This window comes from Leucobacter manosquensis (assembly GCF_018304845.1).
Taxonomy (GTDB): domain Bacteria; phylum Actinomycetota; class Actinomycetes; order Actinomycetales; family Microbacteriaceae; genus Leucobacter; species Leucobacter alluvii.
In genome coordinates, this window is sequence record NZ_JAFEVO010000001.1 from 2,171,631 (window position 1) to 2,188,266 (window position 16,636).

Annotated in this window: 22 protein-coding genes; 10 read left to right on the forward strand and 12 right to left on the reverse strand. The window is 68.3% G+C overall.

The window, feature by feature from the left end; all coding sequences use genetic code 11:
- Positions 1-61 precede the first annotated feature (61 nt).
- Positions 62-1,567 (reverse strand): ABC transporter substrate-binding protein, encoded by a 1,506-nt coding sequence (locus JSQ98_RS10110; protein WP_211649555.1) that lies wholly within the window; start codon positions 1,565-1,567, stop codon positions 62-64.
- Positions 1,568-1,611: 44 nt separating this feature from the next.
- Entirely contained in the window at positions 1,612-2,382 is a 771-nt protein-coding gene (locus JSQ98_RS10115) for a DUF1684 domain-containing protein (protein ID WP_090145522.1), read from the reverse strand.
- A 277-nt stretch (positions 2,383-2,659) separates the two neighbouring features.
- Here JSQ98_RS10115 and JSQ98_RS10120 point away from each other — a divergent pair, with 277 nt between their 5' ends.
- A complete protein-coding gene (locus tag JSQ98_RS10120; RefSeq protein WP_141653184.1) occupies positions 2,660-3,553 on the forward strand; it encodes a hypothetical protein in 894 nt (297 codons plus the stop codon).
- Positions 3,554-3,571: 18 nt separating this feature from the next.
- Here the strand turns inward: JSQ98_RS10120 and JSQ98_RS10125 are convergent, their stop codons facing one another.
- The gene (locus JSQ98_RS10125; protein ID WP_211649557.1) at positions 3,572-5,548 is read right to left on the reverse strand and encodes a M13 family metallopeptidase; all 1,977 of its coding nucleotides are present in this window, start codon (positions 5,546-5,548) and stop codon (positions 3,572-3,574) included.
- Positions 5,549-5,595: 47 nt separating this feature from the next.
- Here JSQ98_RS10125 and JSQ98_RS10130 point away from each other — a divergent pair, with 47 nt between their 5' ends.
- The 3 genes from JSQ98_RS10130 (at position 5,596) to nucS (ending at position 8,985) form a co-directional block, all read left to right on the forward strand.
- A complete protein-coding gene (locus JSQ98_RS10130) occupies positions 5,596-6,936 on the forward strand; it encodes an MATE family efflux transporter (RefSeq protein ID WP_249290805.1) in 1,341 nt (446 codons plus the stop codon).
- A 78-nt stretch (positions 6,937-7,014) separates the two neighbouring features.
- A complete protein-coding gene (locus tag JSQ98_RS10135) occupies positions 7,015-8,268 on the forward strand; it encodes an MFS transporter (RefSeq protein ID WP_211649559.1) in 1,254 nt (417 codons plus the stop codon).
- Between the two features lie 24 nt (positions 8,269-8,292).
- On the forward strand, positions 8,293-8,985 hold the full coding sequence (nucS, locus tag JSQ98_RS10140) for an endonuclease NucS (protein WP_211649560.1): 693 nt from the start codon (positions 8,293-8,295) through the stop codon (positions 8,983-8,985).
- A gap of 41 nt (positions 8,986-9,026) precedes the next feature.
- On the opposite strand, the gene JSQ98_RS10145 is transcribed toward nucS, so the two are convergent.
- The gene (locus tag JSQ98_RS10145; protein ID WP_090145548.1) at positions 9,027-9,455 is read right to left on the reverse strand and encodes a hypothetical protein; all 429 of its coding nucleotides are present in this window, start codon (positions 9,453-9,455) and stop codon (positions 9,027-9,029) included.
- A 295-nt stretch (positions 9,456-9,750) separates the two neighbouring features.
- On the opposite strand from JSQ98_RS10145, the gene JSQ98_RS10150 reads away from it, so the two are divergent.
- Positions 9,751-9,918, forward strand: a complete 168-nt coding sequence (locus JSQ98_RS10150; protein ID WP_176698230.1) for a hypothetical protein — start codon at positions 9,751-9,753, stop codon at positions 9,916-9,918.
- 143 nt (positions 9,919-10,061) lie between these two features.
- Positions 10,062-10,391 (forward strand): DUF7882 family protein, encoded by a 330-nt coding sequence (locus JSQ98_RS10155; RefSeq protein ID WP_200330898.1) that lies wholly within the window; start codon positions 10,062-10,064, stop codon positions 10,389-10,391.
- Positions 10,392-10,496: 105 nt separating this feature from the next.
- Here the strand turns inward: JSQ98_RS10155 and JSQ98_RS10160 are convergent, their stop codons facing one another.
- The 6 genes from JSQ98_RS10160 to JSQ98_RS10185 all read right to left on the reverse strand — a co-directional run bounded on the left by JSQ98_RS10160 (position 10,497) and on the right by JSQ98_RS10185 (position 13,096).
- The gene (locus JSQ98_RS10160; RefSeq protein WP_211649561.1) at positions 10,497-10,700 is read right to left on the reverse strand and encodes a hypothetical protein; all 204 of its coding nucleotides are present in this window, start codon (positions 10,698-10,700) and stop codon (positions 10,497-10,499) included.
- Positions 10,701-10,745: 45 nt separating this feature from the next.
- Complete coding sequence (locus JSQ98_RS10165) at positions 10,746-10,889, reverse strand: hypothetical protein (RefSeq protein ID WP_211649562.1); 144 nt, start codon at positions 10,887-10,889, stop codon at positions 10,746-10,748.
- 161 nt (positions 10,890-11,050) lie between these two features.
- Complete coding sequence (locus JSQ98_RS10170; RefSeq protein ID WP_211649563.1) at positions 11,051-11,347, reverse strand: hypothetical protein; 297 nt, start codon at positions 11,345-11,347, stop codon at positions 11,051-11,053.
- 20 nt (positions 11,348-11,367) lie between these two features.
- A complete protein-coding gene (locus tag JSQ98_RS10175; protein ID WP_200330892.1) occupies positions 11,368-11,655 on the reverse strand; it encodes a hypothetical protein in 288 nt (95 codons plus the stop codon).
- A gap of 35 nt (positions 11,656-11,690) precedes the next feature.
- Positions 11,691-12,458, reverse strand: a complete 768-nt coding sequence (locus JSQ98_RS10180) for an alpha/beta fold hydrolase (protein ID WP_211649564.1) — start codon at positions 12,456-12,458, stop codon at positions 11,691-11,693.
- A complete protein-coding gene (locus tag JSQ98_RS10185; RefSeq protein WP_211649565.1) occupies positions 12,458-13,096 on the reverse strand; it encodes a TetR family transcriptional regulator in 639 nt (212 codons plus the stop codon). The genes JSQ98_RS10180 and JSQ98_RS10185 overlap by 1 nt, the downstream gene beginning before the upstream one ends.
- A 125-nt stretch (positions 13,097-13,221) precedes the next feature.
- Here JSQ98_RS10185 and JSQ98_RS15280 point away from each other — a divergent pair, with 125 nt between their 5' ends.
- Genes JSQ98_RS15280 through JSQ98_RS10205 form a run of 4 tightly spaced genes read left to right on the forward strand, consistent with a single transcriptional unit; the run spans position 13,222 to position 15,736 of the window.
- Positions 13,222-13,830, forward strand: coding sequence for a biotin transporter BioY (locus tag JSQ98_RS15280; protein WP_090145561.1), 609 nt, complete (start codon positions 13,222-13,224; stop codon positions 13,828-13,830).
- The gene (locus JSQ98_RS10195) at positions 13,827-14,576 is read left to right on the forward strand and encodes an energy-coupling factor ABC transporter ATP-binding protein (protein WP_211649567.1); all 750 of its coding nucleotides are present in this window, start codon (positions 13,827-13,829) and stop codon (positions 14,574-14,576) included. Before JSQ98_RS15280 ends, JSQ98_RS10195 begins: the two co-directional genes overlap by 4 nt.
- On the forward strand, positions 14,573-15,256 hold the full coding sequence (locus tag JSQ98_RS10200; RefSeq protein ID WP_211649568.1) for an energy-coupling factor transporter transmembrane component T family protein: 684 nt from the start codon (positions 14,573-14,575) through the stop codon (positions 15,254-15,256). Before JSQ98_RS10195 ends, JSQ98_RS10200 begins: the two co-directional genes overlap by 4 nt.
- Before the next feature lie 18 nt (positions 15,257-15,274).
- A complete protein-coding gene (locus JSQ98_RS10205) occupies positions 15,275-15,736 on the forward strand; it encodes an SseB family protein (RefSeq protein WP_200330885.1) in 462 nt (153 codons plus the stop codon).
- A gap of 12 nt (positions 15,737-15,748) precedes the next feature.
- Here JSQ98_RS10205 and JSQ98_RS10210 read toward each other — a convergent pair whose 3' ends face one another.
- Together JSQ98_RS10210 and JSQ98_RS10215 are read right to left on the reverse strand one after the other, a co-directional pair.
- Positions 15,749-16,318 (reverse strand): HdeD family acid-resistance protein, encoded by a 570-nt coding sequence (locus tag JSQ98_RS10210; RefSeq protein ID WP_211649570.1) that lies wholly within the window; start codon positions 16,316-16,318, stop codon positions 15,749-15,751.
- A gap of 120 nt (positions 16,319-16,438) precedes the next feature.
- Positions 16,439-16,633, reverse strand: coding sequence for a tautomerase family protein (locus JSQ98_RS10215; protein WP_090145576.1), 195 nt, complete (start codon positions 16,631-16,633; stop codon positions 16,439-16,441).
- Positions 16,634-16,636 lie beyond the last annotated feature (3 nt).

The following is a 16,636-nucleotide window of genomic DNA, read 5'->3' on the forward strand; positions in this document are numbered from 1 at the left end:
GCGTGCCGCGTCGATCGCGGGTGCGCGCGGCGCCCGGCCGACGTGCCGGGCGCCGACGCCACTACTCCTTGACGATGTTATAGGCGAAGAACTGCGAGTTGAGCCCATTGACCGGGTAGCCCGAAACGGTATCGGCCGCGACCACGATCTGCGGGTACAGGTAGAGCCACGCGCTCGCGGCATCTCCGGCGATCTGACGGTTGGCCTGCTTCAGCAGCTCGGTCTGCTCGGCCTCGGTCTCCGCCTGCTCCGCCTGGTCGATCCACTGCGCGACCTGCGGGTTGTCGTAGCCCCAGTAGAAGTCGGGGTTGCCGTACCAGACGACGTCGCGGTCGTTGACGTGCTCCTGGAGCGTGGCCTCGAAGTCGTGCTCCTGGAAGACCTTGGTGTACCACTCGTCGGCGCTGATCGTGTTGATGTCGACCGTGACGCCGACCTTCTTCAGCTCCGACTGCAAGAACTCGGCGACGGCGGGGTGCGGATCGTAGCTCGGCGTATCGAGGGTGAACTCGAATCCGTCGCCGAGGCCGGCCTCCTCCAGCAGGCTCTTCGTGCGGTCGGGATCGTAGGCGTTGAGGTCGTTCAGGTCTTCGTACCACGGGTCGGTCGGGGGCACCATGGAGCCGATCACGGTGCCGTAATCGCCCCAGATCGCGCCCAGCAGCTTCTCGCGGTCGATGGCGGAGTAGATCGCCTGGCGCACCTTCACATCGTCGAACGGCGCCACGCGGTCGTTGAATGCGAGCAGTTCCTTCGTCGTCGACTGGCCGTCGGTGATGGTGAAGTTGCCCGAGTCTTCGAACTGGGGCAGCGAGTCGGGGTTCTGCACGCTCGTGATGAGATCGATGCGGCCGCTCTGCAGCGCCGTGTCCTCTGCGGTCGCGTCGGTGAAGTAGTTGTAGACGACCTCGGCGTTCTTCGCCGCGTCGCCCCAGTAGTCGTCCCAGCGCTCGAGCGTCAGGGTGCTGCCGCGCTTCCACTCGCCGAGGGTGTACGGCCCCGTGCCGTCTTCCGAGTTCTCGAGGTCGGTCGCCTCCGAGTTCACGATCCAGATGTACGTGAGCAGGTAGGGGAAGGAGATCGAGCGCTCGTTCAGCGTGAAGACCACCGTCCGGTCGTCCGGCGTGGCGATATCGGCGACGACCTCGAGACTCGACTTGCGCGCCGACTGCGACTCCGGTGCGACGACGGCCTCGACGCTCGATTTCACATCGGCCGAGGTGAGCGCCTTGTCCGAGTGGAAGGTCACGTCGTCGCGCAGGGTGAACGTGTAGGTGAGTCCGTCATCGCTCACCTCGTACCCGGTCGCGAGCAGCGGCTCGGTCGTGCCGTCGTCATTCAGGCGGTACAGCGCTTCGTACACGTTGCCGGTGAGCGCCTCGGTCACGCCCTGCCCGCCGCCCGCGGTGTTGCTGAGGTTGACGGGCTCGTACAGCGACCCGATGCGGATCGTGGCGTCGGCGCCGCCGGCGGAGGCGCCGCCGTTCGAGGCGCACCCGGTGAGCGCCAGCGCAGTGACAGCGAGCGCGCCGATCGCTGCGAGCGCTGATTTCTTGAGGGAGGGCATGGGTTTCCTTCGAGTGGTGGGGTGGAGCTTCGGGTCTGGCGTCGTCAGATCGTGTAGATGTCGAAGCCATCGGTGAAGCGCGGCAAGCGCTCCCCCGCGTGCACGGGCCAGGGCAGGCGGTTCTGAGGTGGCGGCATCGGGCAGTTGTACTGGGCGGAGAAGCCGCACGGCGGCACGAACGCCCGATTGAAGTCGAGGCGCACGTGCCCCGCTTCTCCGAACTCGGCAGCGTCGCGCTCGACGAAGAGGAAACGACCGGACCCGTACGTGCCGGTGTCGTCCGTCAGCCCGTTCGTGGGGTCGCCGAACACGAGCAGCAGCTGGCCGGCGTCGTCGAACGCAGCGAGGGTGAACCGCTGCCCGTCGCGCTCGAACGTGATGTCGCCCGGCACGACGAGGTCGCGGCTGCCACCGGCGTCGCGGATGTGCTCGAATGGCACGGTGCGGTCGGACGAGACCGGCGTGAACTCGGCCTCGATGATCCAGCTCGGATCGAACGGGAACGTCTCGATCTCCTCGAAGGCGCGGATCGCCGGTGCGTTCGCATCCCATACGCGCAGACCGTGCTCGGCACGGCCGCTCGCGATGTTCTTCCGCTCGACGGAGGTGACCGTGACACCCTCGGGCGCGGCATCGCGTTCGGCTGCGACGAGGCGGGCGGCCGCTTCTTCGTCGACGTCGCCGGGGAACCATCGCGTTTCGATCAGACTCAGATTGCCCGTGGCGGAGGTCACCGACGCGCGCCGACCCGCCCGCCAGGCCTCGTGCGCCGACTCGGGCGTCGGAACCGCGGCGGGCTGCGAGGCTGCGTTCATGGTGTCTCTCCTTCTGTCGTCGACGGTCGTGCGCTCCGCAATGAAGCTCCCCGAATGCGACGCATTCACAATCCGCAAGTATCTCGCATTCGCGCGAGGCGCGCGAACGCTTGTGCAGTCGAACGACACATGGAGCGGAGGTATTCCAGCCCGCCGGCTCCCCCTGAGTGCTCCGGGCCGACCGGGCCGGCCGGCGCCGGGTGCGCTGGCGCAAGCCCTGTTCGCTTCTGGCATGCGCATGCGCCGATCGCGCAGGGTGGTGCTCTACGATTCCCGCATGAGCAGACCTCCCCGGCGCGAACGCATGATCACGCGCTTCACCCAGCCGCGCACGAGCGCGAGCGGCGAACCGCGCCCCGTCGTCGAACGCTCACTCGACCGACTGCTCGCGGTCCAGCGCCCGCCCGTGCTCGCCCATCTCCGCCGCATTCGCAAGAAGTACCCGCAGGCCACGCCGGAGCAGATCATCCACGTGCTCGAAACGCGCTACATCGCGACCGTCACCGCAGGCGGTGCTGGAGTCGGAGCCGCCGCGGTGATCCCGGCCGTCGGCACCGGCATCGCCCTGGGGCTGGCCGGCGCCGAGACGCTCGGCTTCGTCGAGGCGACGGCGCTGTTCGCGCACTCCGTCGCCGAGGTGCACGGCATCACGATGACCGACCGCGAGCGCACCAGAGCACTGGTGCTCGCGCTCATGCTCGGCAACGAAGGAGCCGACCTCGTGCGCCAGGTCACCATGCAGGCCGTCGGAGGCGGCGGCACACGCCGGGACTACTGGGGCAAGATGCTCACCTCCGCGATTCCGCGGTACGCGATGGGGCCGTTGCTCGATCGCCTGAAGACCTCGTTCATGCACCGGCTCGCCGGAGTCGGGGGCGCCTCCGTGGTCGGCAAGGCGCTTCCGTTCGGCATCGGCGCGGTCGTCGGCGGCACCGGCAATCATCTCCTGGCGCGACGCGTCACCAAGGCGGCCCGTCAGGCGTTCGGCCCCGCGCCGTTCGCGCTGCCGATCGAACTCGAGTTCGTGCCAGGCCCGCTCGCAGCGGGTCCGGACGCGGGCGCGAGCCCAGCACCGGCCGCACCCAGGTACGCGCCGCCCCTGCCGCATCCGGAGCCCGCCAGCGCGAGCGCCGACCACTACGACATCACGTCGTTGCCGCCCGGCAGGTGACGAGAGCCGGGCTGAGCGCTACCAGATCGAGACGCGCTCGGCCGGATCGAGCCACAGGCCATCGCCCGCCCGCGTGTCGAACGCCTCATGGAACGCATCGAGGTTGCGCACGATCTGATTGCAGCGGAACTCGTTCGGCGAGTGCGGGTCGATGGTGAGGAGCCGGACGGTCTCCTCGGGGCGCGACTTCTGCTGCCACGCCTGCGCCCAGGCGAGGAAGAAGCGCTGGGCGCCGGTCAGCCCGTCGATCACGGGAGGCTCGGCTCCCTCGAGCGACCGGAGGTACGCCTTCCAGGCGATCTCGAGGCCCGACAGGTCGCCGATGTTCTCGCCGATCGTGAGCTCGCCGTTCACGGTCTGGCCGTCCGCCCCCTCCGGCGACAGCTCGTTGTACTGCCCGATCAACGCACCGGTGAGCGCCTCGAACGCCGCGCGGTCGTCTTCGGTCCACCAGTCCGTGAGGCGGCCGTCGCCGTCGTAGCGCGAGCCTTGGTCGTCGAAGCCGTGGCCGATCTCGTGGCCGATGACGGCGCCGATCGCACCGAAATTCGCCGCGGCGTCCCAGCTCACGTCGAAGAACGGCGGCTGCAGAATCGCGGCGGGGAACACGATCTCGTTGAAGCCCGGGTTGTAGTAGGCGTTCACGGTCTGCGGGGTCATGAACCACTCGTCGCGATCGATGGGCTTGCCGACCTTCCCGATCTCCCGGGCGAACTCGACCTCTGACACGCGGCGGGAGTTCCCCACCAGATCGCCAGCGTCGACGGCGAGCGCGGAGTAGTCGCGCCACTTCGTCGGGTATCCGATCTTGGGTGTGAACCGGTCGAGCTTGTCGAGTGCCCGGGCGCGGGTCTCCGGGCTCATCCACCCGAGCTGCTCGATGGAGTCGCGGTACGCCTCGATGAGATGCTCGACGAGCCCGTCCATCGCGGCCTTGGCGCGCTCGTCGAAGTGCTGCTCGACGTACAGACGCCCGACCGCCTCCCCCATCGCGCCCTCGACGAAGGAGACGCCGCGACGCCAGCGCTCGCGCTGCTGAGGCGCACCCGTGAGTGCCGTGCCGTAGAAGTCGAAGTTGGCGCGGGAGATCTCCTGCGAGAGCAGCGCGGCCGACGAGCGCACGAGGCTCCAGATCAGCCACGCCCGCCAGGCGTCGAGCTCTGCGTCGACCAAGAGCGCGGCGAGCCCCTCGATCGCGTCGGGCTGCGCGGCGACGACCTCTGCGAACGCGGATTCTGGCGCGCCCATCGCAGCGAGGTACGCCCTCCAGTCGAGCTGCGGCGTCAGCTCCTGCAGCTCGGCGAACGTGCGCAGGTTGTAGAGCTTCTGGATGTCGCGGCTAGCCACCTTGTCCCAGTGCGTCGCGGCGATGCGGCGCTCGAGGTCGTAGGCGAGACCCGCAAGGCGATCGGCATCGGCGACGCCCGCGAGCCCGAGCATGCGCGCGATGTGCGCCTGGTACTGCTGCCGGATCTCGGCGAACTGCTCTTCGCGATAGTACGACTCGTCGGGCAGTCCCAGGCCCCCCTGCATGACGAAGACGATGTACCGAGCCGGGTCGCCCGGGTCGTTGTCGATGTACATGCCGTAGAACCCGCCGAGACCCTGTCGTTCGAACTGCGCGACGACGGTGAGCAGCTCGTCGACGGAGCCGATCTCCCGCACCCGCTCGATGTCTGCGGCGATGGGATCCGCCCCTTGGGCATCAGCGCGCTCGACGTCCATGAAGCTCGCGTAGAGGGCTGCGACCTTGTCCGCCTCGGTCGCCGCCTCCGCGCCCGCCTCGGGAGGCTCCGTCCCGGTGATGATGTCGCGCACGGCCTCTTCGGCGTTCTCGGCGAGCACCGCGAACGAGCCGTATCGGGCCTTATCCGAAGGGATCTCGGTACGGTCGATCCACTTGCCGTTCACATGACGATAGAGGTCGTCCTGCGGCCGAACCGCAGGATCGAGTTCGGAGATGTCGATGCCGGAGACGGGCGCTGCGTTGCTCATGCGACCACCCTACTGGTGGTGTCCGCGGTGGGGGCTACCGTTGTCGCATGACCGCAAACGGCCCACGAATGCAGCGCAGGAGCGTCGATCGCAGCATCGCGCATCTCGCCATACCGGCGCTGGGTGCGCTCATCGCGGAGCCGATGTTCCTGATCGTCGACTCCGCGCTCGTCGGCCACCTCGGCGCCGTCCCGCTCGCAGGTCTCGCCGTCGCCAGCGCGGTGCTCCAGACGACCGTGGGGCTCATGATCTTCCTCGCCTACGCGACGACGCCTCTCGTCGCCCGTACGCGGGGCGCCGGCGACCTGCGCGGCGCCGTGCAGTTCGGCGTGGACGGCCTGTGGCTCGCCCTCGGCATCGGCGTCGCGGTCGGTGGAGCGCTCTGGCTCGCGAGCGGCCCCGTCGTCGCCGCCTTCGGGGCCACCGAGGCGGCGACGCGGCAGGCCCTCGCCTACCTCACGGTCTCCTGCCTCGGCATTCCGGCGATGCTGGTGGTCTTCGCCGCCAGCGGGCTGCTGCGCGGGTTGCAGGACACGCGCACCCCGCTCGCGGTGGCCGCGGTCGGGTTCGCGTTGAACGCACTGCTCAACTGGTGGTTCATCTACGGTCTGGGCTTCGGCATCGCCGGGAGCGCATGGGGCACCGTCATCGCGCAGTGGTCGATGGTCGCCGTCTATCTGATCGTGGTCGTACGCCACGCGAGGCGTGCGGGTGCGCGTCTCCTCCCGCGCCGCGAGGGCCTGGGCCGGGCGGGGCAGAGCGGCGGGTGGCTCTTCGTGCGCACCGTCGGCCTGCGCGCCGCACTCCTCGCGACGGTCTTCGCAGCGACGAGTCACGGCACGGCGGCGACGGCGGGGTACCAGGTCGTCTTCACGATCTTCTCCACTGCCGCGTTCGCGCTCGATGCGCTGGCCATCGCGGCTCAGGCACTCATCGGCGACGCACTCGGTGCGGGCGACTCGCGTCGTGCTCGACTGATCGTGCGGCGCAGCGTGTTCTGGGGCATCGGCTGCGGCGTCGTCTTCGGCGGCGCACTGGCTGCCGCAAGCCCCGTGGTGGGGCGGGTGTTCACGGACGACGCATCGGTGCTGTCGATCCTGCCAGCTGCGATTCTCGTACTCGGGCTCTCGCTGCCGCTCGCCGGGTTCGTCTTCGTGCTCGACGGCGTGCTCATGGGCGCCGGTGACGCACGGTATCTCGCGTGGACCAGTCTCGTGAACCTCGCCGCCTACCTGCCGGTGCTCTGGATACTCACGGTGCTCGTCCCGACGGGCACTGGCGGCCTCATTGCACTCACCGCCGCCTTCACGATCGTGTTCATGGCGGCGCGCGCCGTGACGCTGGGCGTTCGCGCCAGGAGCGACAGTTGGGTGCGGCTCGGCGTGTAGCGGGTGGAACCGCACGCGCAGGGCCCCGCAATTGATAATCTGAGCTTTTCACGCCCCCTCATCTTGCACAGGAGCAGCTTGCCTCGTTCGTTCGACAATCGTTTCGCGGCGCGCTGGACCTCCGGCGTGCTCGTCATCTTCGCGCTGCTCGGCTTCGGCTTCGGCAGCTGGCTGGGACGCATCCCGGCGCTTCGCGACCATCTCGGCGCGAGCACGCTTGAGATGAGCTGGTTCGGCCTCTCACTTGCACTCGGCTCGCTCACCGGCCTCGTCTTCTCAGGACGCACCGTCTCCTGGCTCGGGCCCCGTCGCACGCTGGTCATCGGGATCATCGGTCAGACACTCATGCTGCCCACCGCGGCGACCCTCTTCTGGGTCGACGCCACCGCTCCGGCGATCGCGTGCCTGGTGGTCTACGGCCTGATGTTCGGCACGTCCGACGTCGCGATGAACGTCAGTGGCGCTGGGGCCGAGCGCGCGCTCGGAAAGCCGCGCATGCCCTTGCTGCACGCCGCGTACAGCCTGGGCAGCGTCAGCGCGATGGGCGTCTCCGCGATCTCGGAATCGGCCGGGATCATCGTTCCGGTGCACCTCGGAGCGACGTACGCGCTGATCCTGATCGTGTCGATCTTCGCGCTGCCGAACCTGCCTCGGGGCAACTTCGAGGACTCGGCATCCGAGAGCCTGCCGAACGTGCACACCGGTCCGATCCCCGTGGCTCCGGTGACGGGCGGCGTTCCCACCCCGGGCGCGCGCTACTCGCCCTGGCGAGAGCCGCGCATCCTCGTGATCGGCCTCATCGCCATGTCCATGGCACTGGCCGAGGGCACGGCGAGCGACTGGTTGCCTCTCGCGCTCGCGGACGGACGCGGATTCGCGAACGAATCAGCGGCGCTCACGCTGGGCGTCTTCTTCGTCTCGATGACGCTCGTGCGCATCGCCGGCTCCTGGCTCCTCATCCGCTTCGGGCGCGTACGCGTGCTTCGCGGCGGCGCGATCCTCGTCATCATCGGGCTCGTCTTCGTCATCCTCGTCCCCTTCGCCTGGGCGTCGGTGGTGGGCGCCGTGCTCTGGGGCGTCGGATGCTCGCTCGGATTCCCGGTCGGCATCTCGGCGGCCGCCGACAACCAGGCGACCGCGACCCGTGACGTCGCCGCCGTGTCGGCGATCGCCTACACCGCGTTCCTGCTCGGCCCGATGGGCATCGGTTTTCTCGGCGAGCACCTCGGTCTGCTGCAGGCCTTCTGGCCTCTCGCGGCGTTCTCCGTGTTCGTCTTCATCATGGCCCGCGCCGCTCGCGAGCCGCGTCAGGGGTCCGGGTCCGCGCACTAAGCCCGACCCGGTAAACTCCTGCGGGTGCGAATCGTTGTTGCAGACTGCTCAGTCGACTATGCAGGCCGCCTCTCGGCGCACCTGCCGCGTGCGAAGCGCGTGCTCATGTTGAAAAACGATGGAAGCATCCTCGTGCACTCGGACGGCGGGTCGTACAAGCCGCTCAACTGGATGAGCCCGCCGTGCTCGCACGCGCAGCTCGAACTCGACGAGACGCAGACGAGTGCTGGAATCGTCGAGGCCTGGCAGGTCACCCACAAGAAGACCGCCGACAAGCTGATCGTCTCGATCTTCGAGATCCTCCACGACAGCGCGCACGATCTCGGTGTCGATCCCGGCCTCATCAAGGACGGCGTCGAAGCGCACCTGCAAGAGCTGCTCGCCGATCAGATCGAGCTCGCCGGCGCCGGCCACACCCTCGTGCGCCGCGAGTACATGACCCCGATCGGCCCCGTCGACATCCTGGCGAAAGACGCCGCCGGCGGATCAGTCGCCATCGAGATCAAGCGACGGGGCGGCATCGACGGCGTCGAACAGCTCACCCGCTACCTCGAGCTCATGAATCGGGACCCGAAGCTCGCTCCCGTGACCGGGGTCTTCGCGGCGCAGGAGATCAAGCCGCAGGCGCGAACGCTCGCAGAGGATCGCGGGATCCGGTGCCTGCTCCTCGACTACGACGCGATGCGCGGCATGGAAGACCAGAACACCCTCTTCTGAGCCACGCCGAGCGCGGGTGCCGCGTCAGGGGACGCGTGACCTCAGGCGCAGTTCGTGCACTCTCGTTGTTCGTTCATCAGGTAGCGGCATTTCGGGCACGGCGTGCGCATCCATGAGGGCTTCTTCTCCCGCGCGCCGGCTCTGACGGCACCGCCGTTGCCGGCCCGCTCCGGGAGTTCCACCGACCAGGATCCGGGTCGCGACTTGCTCAGCACCGCATGCGGCGCACCGGAGAGCTGCAGAGCTTCCTTCTCCGTCGAGTAGCCGCAGATGATGCTGCGATAGATCCGCAGATCCGCTCCGTGCCCGCGGACGACTTTCACGTAGGACCGTGTTTCGACGATCTCGATGACCTCGACATCGTCGAAGGCATGAGCGATGAAGTCGCGGTTGGCCGCGGGCGTGTTGCGGGCTTGGAACATCTCCGCCAGCGTCGAGAACGTGCGCTTGTCTTCGTGGTCAGTTTTCATGTGTTTCCATCCGGGGGCGCGAGCCCGCCTGTTCCATAGTCGTATCCCCAGTGGGCGTCGGTAGCAAGGGACCTCGGTGCGCTAACGAACGTTGCAGGGTGCTTCTCGTGAATGAATCCGTGCACCGCAGCGATCGCTGACTTCGTCGTGCAGAGAACATGTCACGGCGCCGGATAGAGGAGGCGTTCCCACGCCTGGGGACAACTCTACCCGTCGCCGCGCTCACTCCTGGGCTGGCGACAGAAACCGCGCAAGGGGTATCCCATCGGCTTCACGCACGAGTACGCTTTCGTCCATGAGGAACCTCTGGACTGTCGTCGTCATCCTTCTCGTCCTCTGGGCGATTCTCTCCGTGATCGGTTTCGTGTTCAAGGGGCTGCTCTGGCTCGCGATCATCGGCATCATCCTCTTCCTAGGGACATTGATCGTCGGCACCATCAAGGGTCGCGTCAAGAAGCCCTGATCACCCGAGCGCTGTCGACGCGCGCCCGGTATCCACCCCGATCTCCCCCAGGGACTGCATGTTCCAGCATGGAGACCACTAGCTGACCCTCGAGTTTGACTGAACTCCGGCCTCCCCGCGTCGGGATATGCAATGCTTCGGGCATGGGGTATTTGATTTTCGGGGGACAAGAGTTCGAATTCGAAGACCGATTGCTAATGCATCTGAAGTTCGTGATCGGGCAGAAGCTGAGAAAGCAGGAGTGCTTCTTCCTGAGCTGGCATCGGGGCGCCGCTGACGGCAGCGGCAGATTCTCCCTCTGGATGTCGCCCTACGCCGAACTCGCCTTCCGCTTCTCGGGCGGCCGCGAACCGGAGTACAACCAGCGATGGTTGAAGGTGCTGAACGCCCTCTCGCACACGCCTCGCGGCCTGGTCGTCATCTCCGAGGAGGAGGCCGAGAAGTACGCGAAGAAGAACCCCGACCTCAGCTGAGCGGTGAGCGGTGAGCGGTGGCCCACACGCGATCGCCCTCTCCGCCGGAATATTCGGCGAAGAGGGCGATCGCGTTCCGCCCCGCGTCAGCGCGGTGTCGGGCGGCTACTCGGATTCGGTTGCCGCGTCCGGGTCCTGCTGATCGGGCACCCCCGGAGCGACCGGGCTGTCCAAGCCGGTGCCCTCCTCGTGCTCTTGCGCGAGCGGCTGCTCGGGGGAATCAGGATCGACCAGCGGCCCGTTGCCCTCGGCTCCCAGGTGGGCGCCCTCGGCGTCCGCGCGGCCCGGATCATTCAGATTCGTCGACATGATGCTGCTCCTCTCCAGAGACGGACGATCGATGAGGATCTGCGCTCAGTCGGTCGTCGTCTCGGACTCGGCCCGCGGGGACTCCCCGGGCTGAACGCCCTGGTCCTTCTTCCGGTCCTCCACGGCTTCGTTCCGTGCGTGCTTCACGGCGTTCTTGGTGTCGTCCGCAGCGTCATCGAGCATGCTCATAGTGAACTCCTTTCCGGTTGGAGTTCCAGCCTCCGTCGCCCGGCGCGTTTCGAACAGGGGGTTGCGTCGCCGGTGCTGGCAGGGGATCGGCGAGCGGGGGCGGCCTCGACGACCATGACCGCGAGTTCTTGGGTGCCGTTGTCGCAGAGCGGCCCAGAGGCTCACCTCGCGAGGCGCTCCGCGATCCAACGCACCCCGTCGCGTCTCACTGCGAGCTCGACGCACTCTGCCCCGCCGTCGCGCCGCACCGTGCATCGCCACCCCGTGTGCCGCTCGGCGACGTGCGTGATCAGGGGGTGGATGTGCTCGTCGGGCACCTCGACGATCGGGCGAGGTTCGCCCTCCACCCGCCATCGCGCGCGCTCGAACACGAGGCGAGCCGGCCTGCCGTCGACCATCCAGACGACCACCGTGTCGTCGTGAAGCGGCATCTTCGGGCCGATGACTGATTCGAACATATGTTCGATTGTAGACGATGTCAGCGGGATCGCCGCGCAGGCGTTCGGCGAGCGTTCGACGGCGGCAGGCCGGGCAGTTGCGGCGAGCGCGACGGCCACGGCACAGCCGCTTCGGCCTCCTCCCGTGAGCTGTAGATGCCGACCATTCGTTGCCGATGACGCACCGGATGCCACGCCAGGAGCAGGTAGCGCGCTTCTCCCGAGGTGTCGCGAATTCCGCGAATGACGGCCTTCGGATACTGCGCGAACTCTCGCATGACGATCCACTCGTCGCTCGCCACTTGGATCAGATTCGACCGTTCCCCCACGGGCAGCAGCGTACGAGCGACCTCCGACGTTGTGATTATTCGCGCTCGGGGCACCGGCTCCGCACGAAATCGAGGATCATGGACGCCACGGGCTCTGGACTGCGGATGATCGCCTCATGCCCTCGCTTCGGGATCGGCTCGAACGTGCCGGCGGGGAGGGCGGACGCGACCTGACGCGCCCACTCGCGCGGGCTCACGCAATCGGTCTCTCCGCTGAGCACGAGCGCCGGCGCCTCGATGTCGGGGCAGATCTCCTCGAGGCGATGGGCGAGCATGAATCGGAGCTTGTTGAGGAACCAGCGGGGACTCGTCTTCACATACTCGCGAAGCCCGAGCAGCAGCACCCTGGGCGATTCCCCCACCAGATCCTGAGCCATGCGCAGGCCCTGCCGGATGGCGCTGCGCTCGCGCGGATTCACCGTTGGCGCGATGAGCACGAGGGCTTCGACGAGTTCGGGATGACGATAGGCCACTTCCGCGACGATCTGGGTGCCCATCGAGTGCCCGACGAGCACAGCGGGGCCGGTGGCGCGATCTCGCACGAACTGCGCGACGACCTCCGCGGTCTGCTCGAGCGTCGCTGCCGTGCCCGGCTCGGGCGAGTTGCCGAAGCCAGGAAGGTCGACCGCGAGCACCCGCCCTTCGGCAGCGAGCTTTCCGCTGATTCCGTCGAAGACGACCCGCCCCATCCCGATGCCGTGCACGAGAACGAACGTGCGGTGCATGGAGTCGGAGGGCGCGGTTGTCTCGCCGTACGACATCGCCACCGGGCCGAGGTCGTACGTGAGGTCGCGCGAGGTCATCAGTGCAGAATACCGTTCGTCGGCGCCCCGGTTGCTCGGTGCTCCGATTCGAGTCCGGTGAGGATGATGTCGAGCCCGCGTTCGAACGATGCGTCGAGTTCGAGCACCGGGTCCGATGGCGCTCCGTTCGTTCCGCTCCGCTGACCGGCGCGCCCGCTCTCCGGCCCGATGAGCGCTCCCAGCGATGCCGCATGCCGATGGGTCTGCGTCGACTGCGCTTGCCCGAAGGTGTAGAAGAGCAGCGTGCGGGCCCCGTCGGCCCCGACCCACTCGGCGAGCCGCTGCTCGACCGCGGACGCGCCGAGCCTGAAGGCGGCTGCCGTCGCGACCACGTCTGCCCCGTCTCGCACGGCGAGCATCGCACTGCGCATCGCGAGGCATGCGTTCCGCGCGAGGGCCATTCCCGAGTGCCCTCCGCCGTCCTCGTCCGGGACGCCAGCGTCCCGCTCGCCCACCCCGTCGACGATGACATCGGCCATGAGCGCCAGCAGGCTCTGCTTGTTGGGCACGTGATGGTACAGAGCGCTCGGCTGCACGTCGAGCTCGGCTGCGACGCGGCGCATCGAGCACCCCTCGAGCCCGTTCTCGTCGAGTACGCGCAGTGCCGCGGAGACGACGTCGGCGAGCGTGTTGCGCATCCGCTCAGCCTAGCGCTAACCTGAACAGCGTTCACCAGAACACTGTTCAGGTTCGACCGCCGGCGCGACATCCGGGTCGCGCCGGCATCGACATCGCCGCAAAACGGCCAGACCACGGAGACATCGTGACCGCTGCAGACCTCACCGCCGCACGACAGGAATCACCCAACGCCCCGCGTCGCCACGTCGCCACCGATCTCGCGCTCATCGCCACATTCGCGGCCCTCATCGCCGTGTGCTCGATCATCCCGGGCATCAGCCTCGGACCCGCGTCGATCACGCTGCAGACACTTGCGGTGATGCTCGCGGGCGCCGTACTCGGGGCGAACCGCGGCCTGCTCGCCGTGCTGCTCTTCATGGCGGTCGGCGCCGCCGGCCTTCCGGTGTTCAGCGGAGGATCAGCAGGGCTCGCGCCGTTCGCCGGCCCCACCGTCGGCTACCTCGTGAGCTTCCCGCTCGCAGCGTGGCTCATCGGCTTCATCGTCGAGCGGCTGCCGCGCCGCAAGGTCGCCACGAGCATCCCGCTCATCTTCGTCGCCGGACTGATCGCGAACCTCGTCTTCGTGCACACCCTCGGCCCGCTCGGCCTCGCTTGGCGCGCCGAAATGGGCATCGGGGCCGCGTTCGTCTTCGATCTCGCGTTCTGGCCGGGTGACCTCGTGAAAACGCTCATCGTCGCGATCGTCGCGACCGCCGTGCACCGGGCGTTCCCCGCCCTCCTCCCGCGACGATGACCGCCCTGGGAACGGGCTCCATCGCGAGCAGTTCGATCGAACTGCGGAACGTCGTCGTCTCGGCGCCGACCGCGAACGATGACGTCACGATCCTCCACCCCACCTCGCTCTCGCTCGGCGAGCACCGCGTCTCCGTCATCGGCGGCAACGGTTCAGGCAAGTCGACGCTCGCGCGGCTCGTGAACGGGCTCGTCGAGCCGAGCGCCGGCACCGTGGGCATCGAGCTCGCCGAGGGCGGTGCCCGGCGCTCCCTCGACACGCGTCGCGACGGGGCAGCCGTGCGGCGAAACGTCGGCTTCGTCTTCACCGACCCTTCCGCGCAGCTCATCATGCCGACCGCCATCGAAGACGTCTCGCTCTCGCTCCGTCGCAGCCACCGAGACCGCGCGGCCCGGCAGGCGGCGGCATCGGCCGCCCTCGAGCGGTTCGGACTGCAGCACCTCGCCGACCACAGCGTGCACACCCTCTCCGGCGGCCAGAAGCAGCTGCTCGCCATCGCTTCGGTCCTCGCGACCGACCCGGCGATCCTCGTCGCCGACGAGCCCACGACCCTGCTCGACCTGCGCAATGCGCGCATGATCGGCGATCTCCTGATGACACTCCCGCAACAGGTCGTCGTGGTGACCCACGACCTCGATCTCGCGGCTCGCGCCGACCGCACGCTCGTGGTCGACGACGGCCGCATCGTCTTCGACGGTCACCCGGCAGCGGCGATCGCGCACTACCGGAACACGGTCTCGCAGTGACCGCGTCGTCGCCGCTGGGCGAGTACATCGCCCGCGAGGGGCCCCTGCACCGCGTGCGACCCGGCCTGAAACTCATCGGCCTCTTCGTCTTCGCGTGCGTCGTCATGGCGACGGGCGGCCCGATCTCGACCACGCTCGGGCTGCTCGCCGCCGTCGCGCTCGCGCTCATCGCGGGCCTGCGCGGACGGGAGTTCTGGCGAGCGGCACGGCGATTCTCACTCATCGCCGTTCCACTGCTCGTATTCACCGCGGCGAGCGCGGCGTTCGGTCAGGACGGCGGCTGGGGGCCGGGAGGCGTCGAGCTGCCGAACGCCGCTGCGTGGGCGTCGGGTTTCGCGCGGGGGTACTCCGTCATCGGCGACCTCTTCGCCCTCGTGCTCGTCGCGAGCGCGGTGACGGCGAGCACGGCGGTCGAGGACATGCTCGACACGATCACCCGGGCCCTCGGCCCGCTGCAACGCTTCGGCGCCAAACCGGAGCGCGCCGCACTCGCGTTCTCCCTGGTGATCCGCGCCATCCCCAGCATTCTCGGCATCGCTCGGGAAACGGCGTTCGCGGCGCGGGCGCGCGGCCTCGAACGGGATCCGCGGGCCCGCGTCGTGCCGCTCGTGCTGCGAACGGTGGCGCATGCGCAATCGACCGGGGAGGCCCTCGCCGCGCGGGGCATCGGCGAGGAATGAGCCCGTAGGCTAGAGCGCATGACCGAGCAGTCGCCGATTCCTGATGACGTGCACGCCGACTATGCGAACGAAGCGGTGCGCGAAGCGCTGACCGCGCTGCAGCAGCAGCCCGACTATGCGCACCTCGCGTCGTTCTTGACCGCGTTGCGCGACGGGTACCTGGTGGTCGACGTCACGGGTGCACCGTCGAAGAAGAAGGGGCACCGCGTGCGCATGATCCGGTCGACGACGGGTCAGCCCGTGCTGCCGATCTTCACCTCGATGGCCGAACTGCGCGCCGTGGCTCCGACGAGCCGCGGCGACCAGGTGAAGGGCGCGGTCATGCCGGCCCGCGATGCGCTCGCCCTCATCTCCAGCGACCGGTTCGTCGCAGCTGAGTTCGACAAGGCTTCGGCGTCACTCGTGCTGCTGCGCAAGTACGTCGCGCTCGCCGCCGGCGACGAGGAGATCACCGCCGAGCTACTCGAGGGCATGAGATAAGGCGCCCCGACGTCACACCGCGGGCTTCATGCCGAAGGCGCGCACGGCCTGCACGATGCCGAGCACGAGCATCGAGATGCCGAGCAGGAGCCAGAGCGTCACAGCGGCGAGCAGCGGGGTGACGATGAGCGTCGCACCCGCGAGGACGCTGATCACACCGTGAATGATGCTCCACGCGCGGTTCGGCGACTGCTTCACCGTGCTGAACGCGAGCACCCCCTCGAACAGCCAGAGCGCGCCGACGGTGACCGACAGGAAGATCGCGAGCAGAGCGGCCGTCGCACCGAGGTTCACGAGCATCACGACGCCGCCGATGACGTAGAGCAGGCCGAGCACGATGCGGCCCGTCCTCGCCCATCCGCCGATCATCCGGGTGAACACCGCCGTAGCGATGTACACGACGCCGACGACGAGGGCGTAGGCGGCCGCGAGTGCCGCGACGATCTGCACGGTCACGGCACCCGACTTCGCCGGGAAGAAGATGATGAGCAGGCCGAGCACGATGGCGATGAGCCCGCCGATGCCGAGCGCGGTTCGGATACCGTCGCCCGGTGCGTACCTGGCGGAAGTTTCAGTGGACATAGCGGCCTCCCCTACTCGAGGTGCGGGAACGCCGATCAGCGCTCCCTGAGCCCATTGTGGCCGAACATCACCTCGAGCACGAGCGTGCACCGAGCCGGATCTCGGCCCGGGCACGCCCATTCACCGCGTGTCGCCGTTGAATGTCCACTGCTCCCTCGGCACGCCTTCGACGGTCACCCACGTATCCGGCCGCTTGCCGTCGGGCCCGGTGCAGTACTCGGCCACCACGTCGTCGATGGCGACGGCGAGTCGCCTCGCCAGGTCCGGGTCCTGCTGCAGGCGGTGCTCGAACATTTTCACGTTCACCAGTGGCATCGT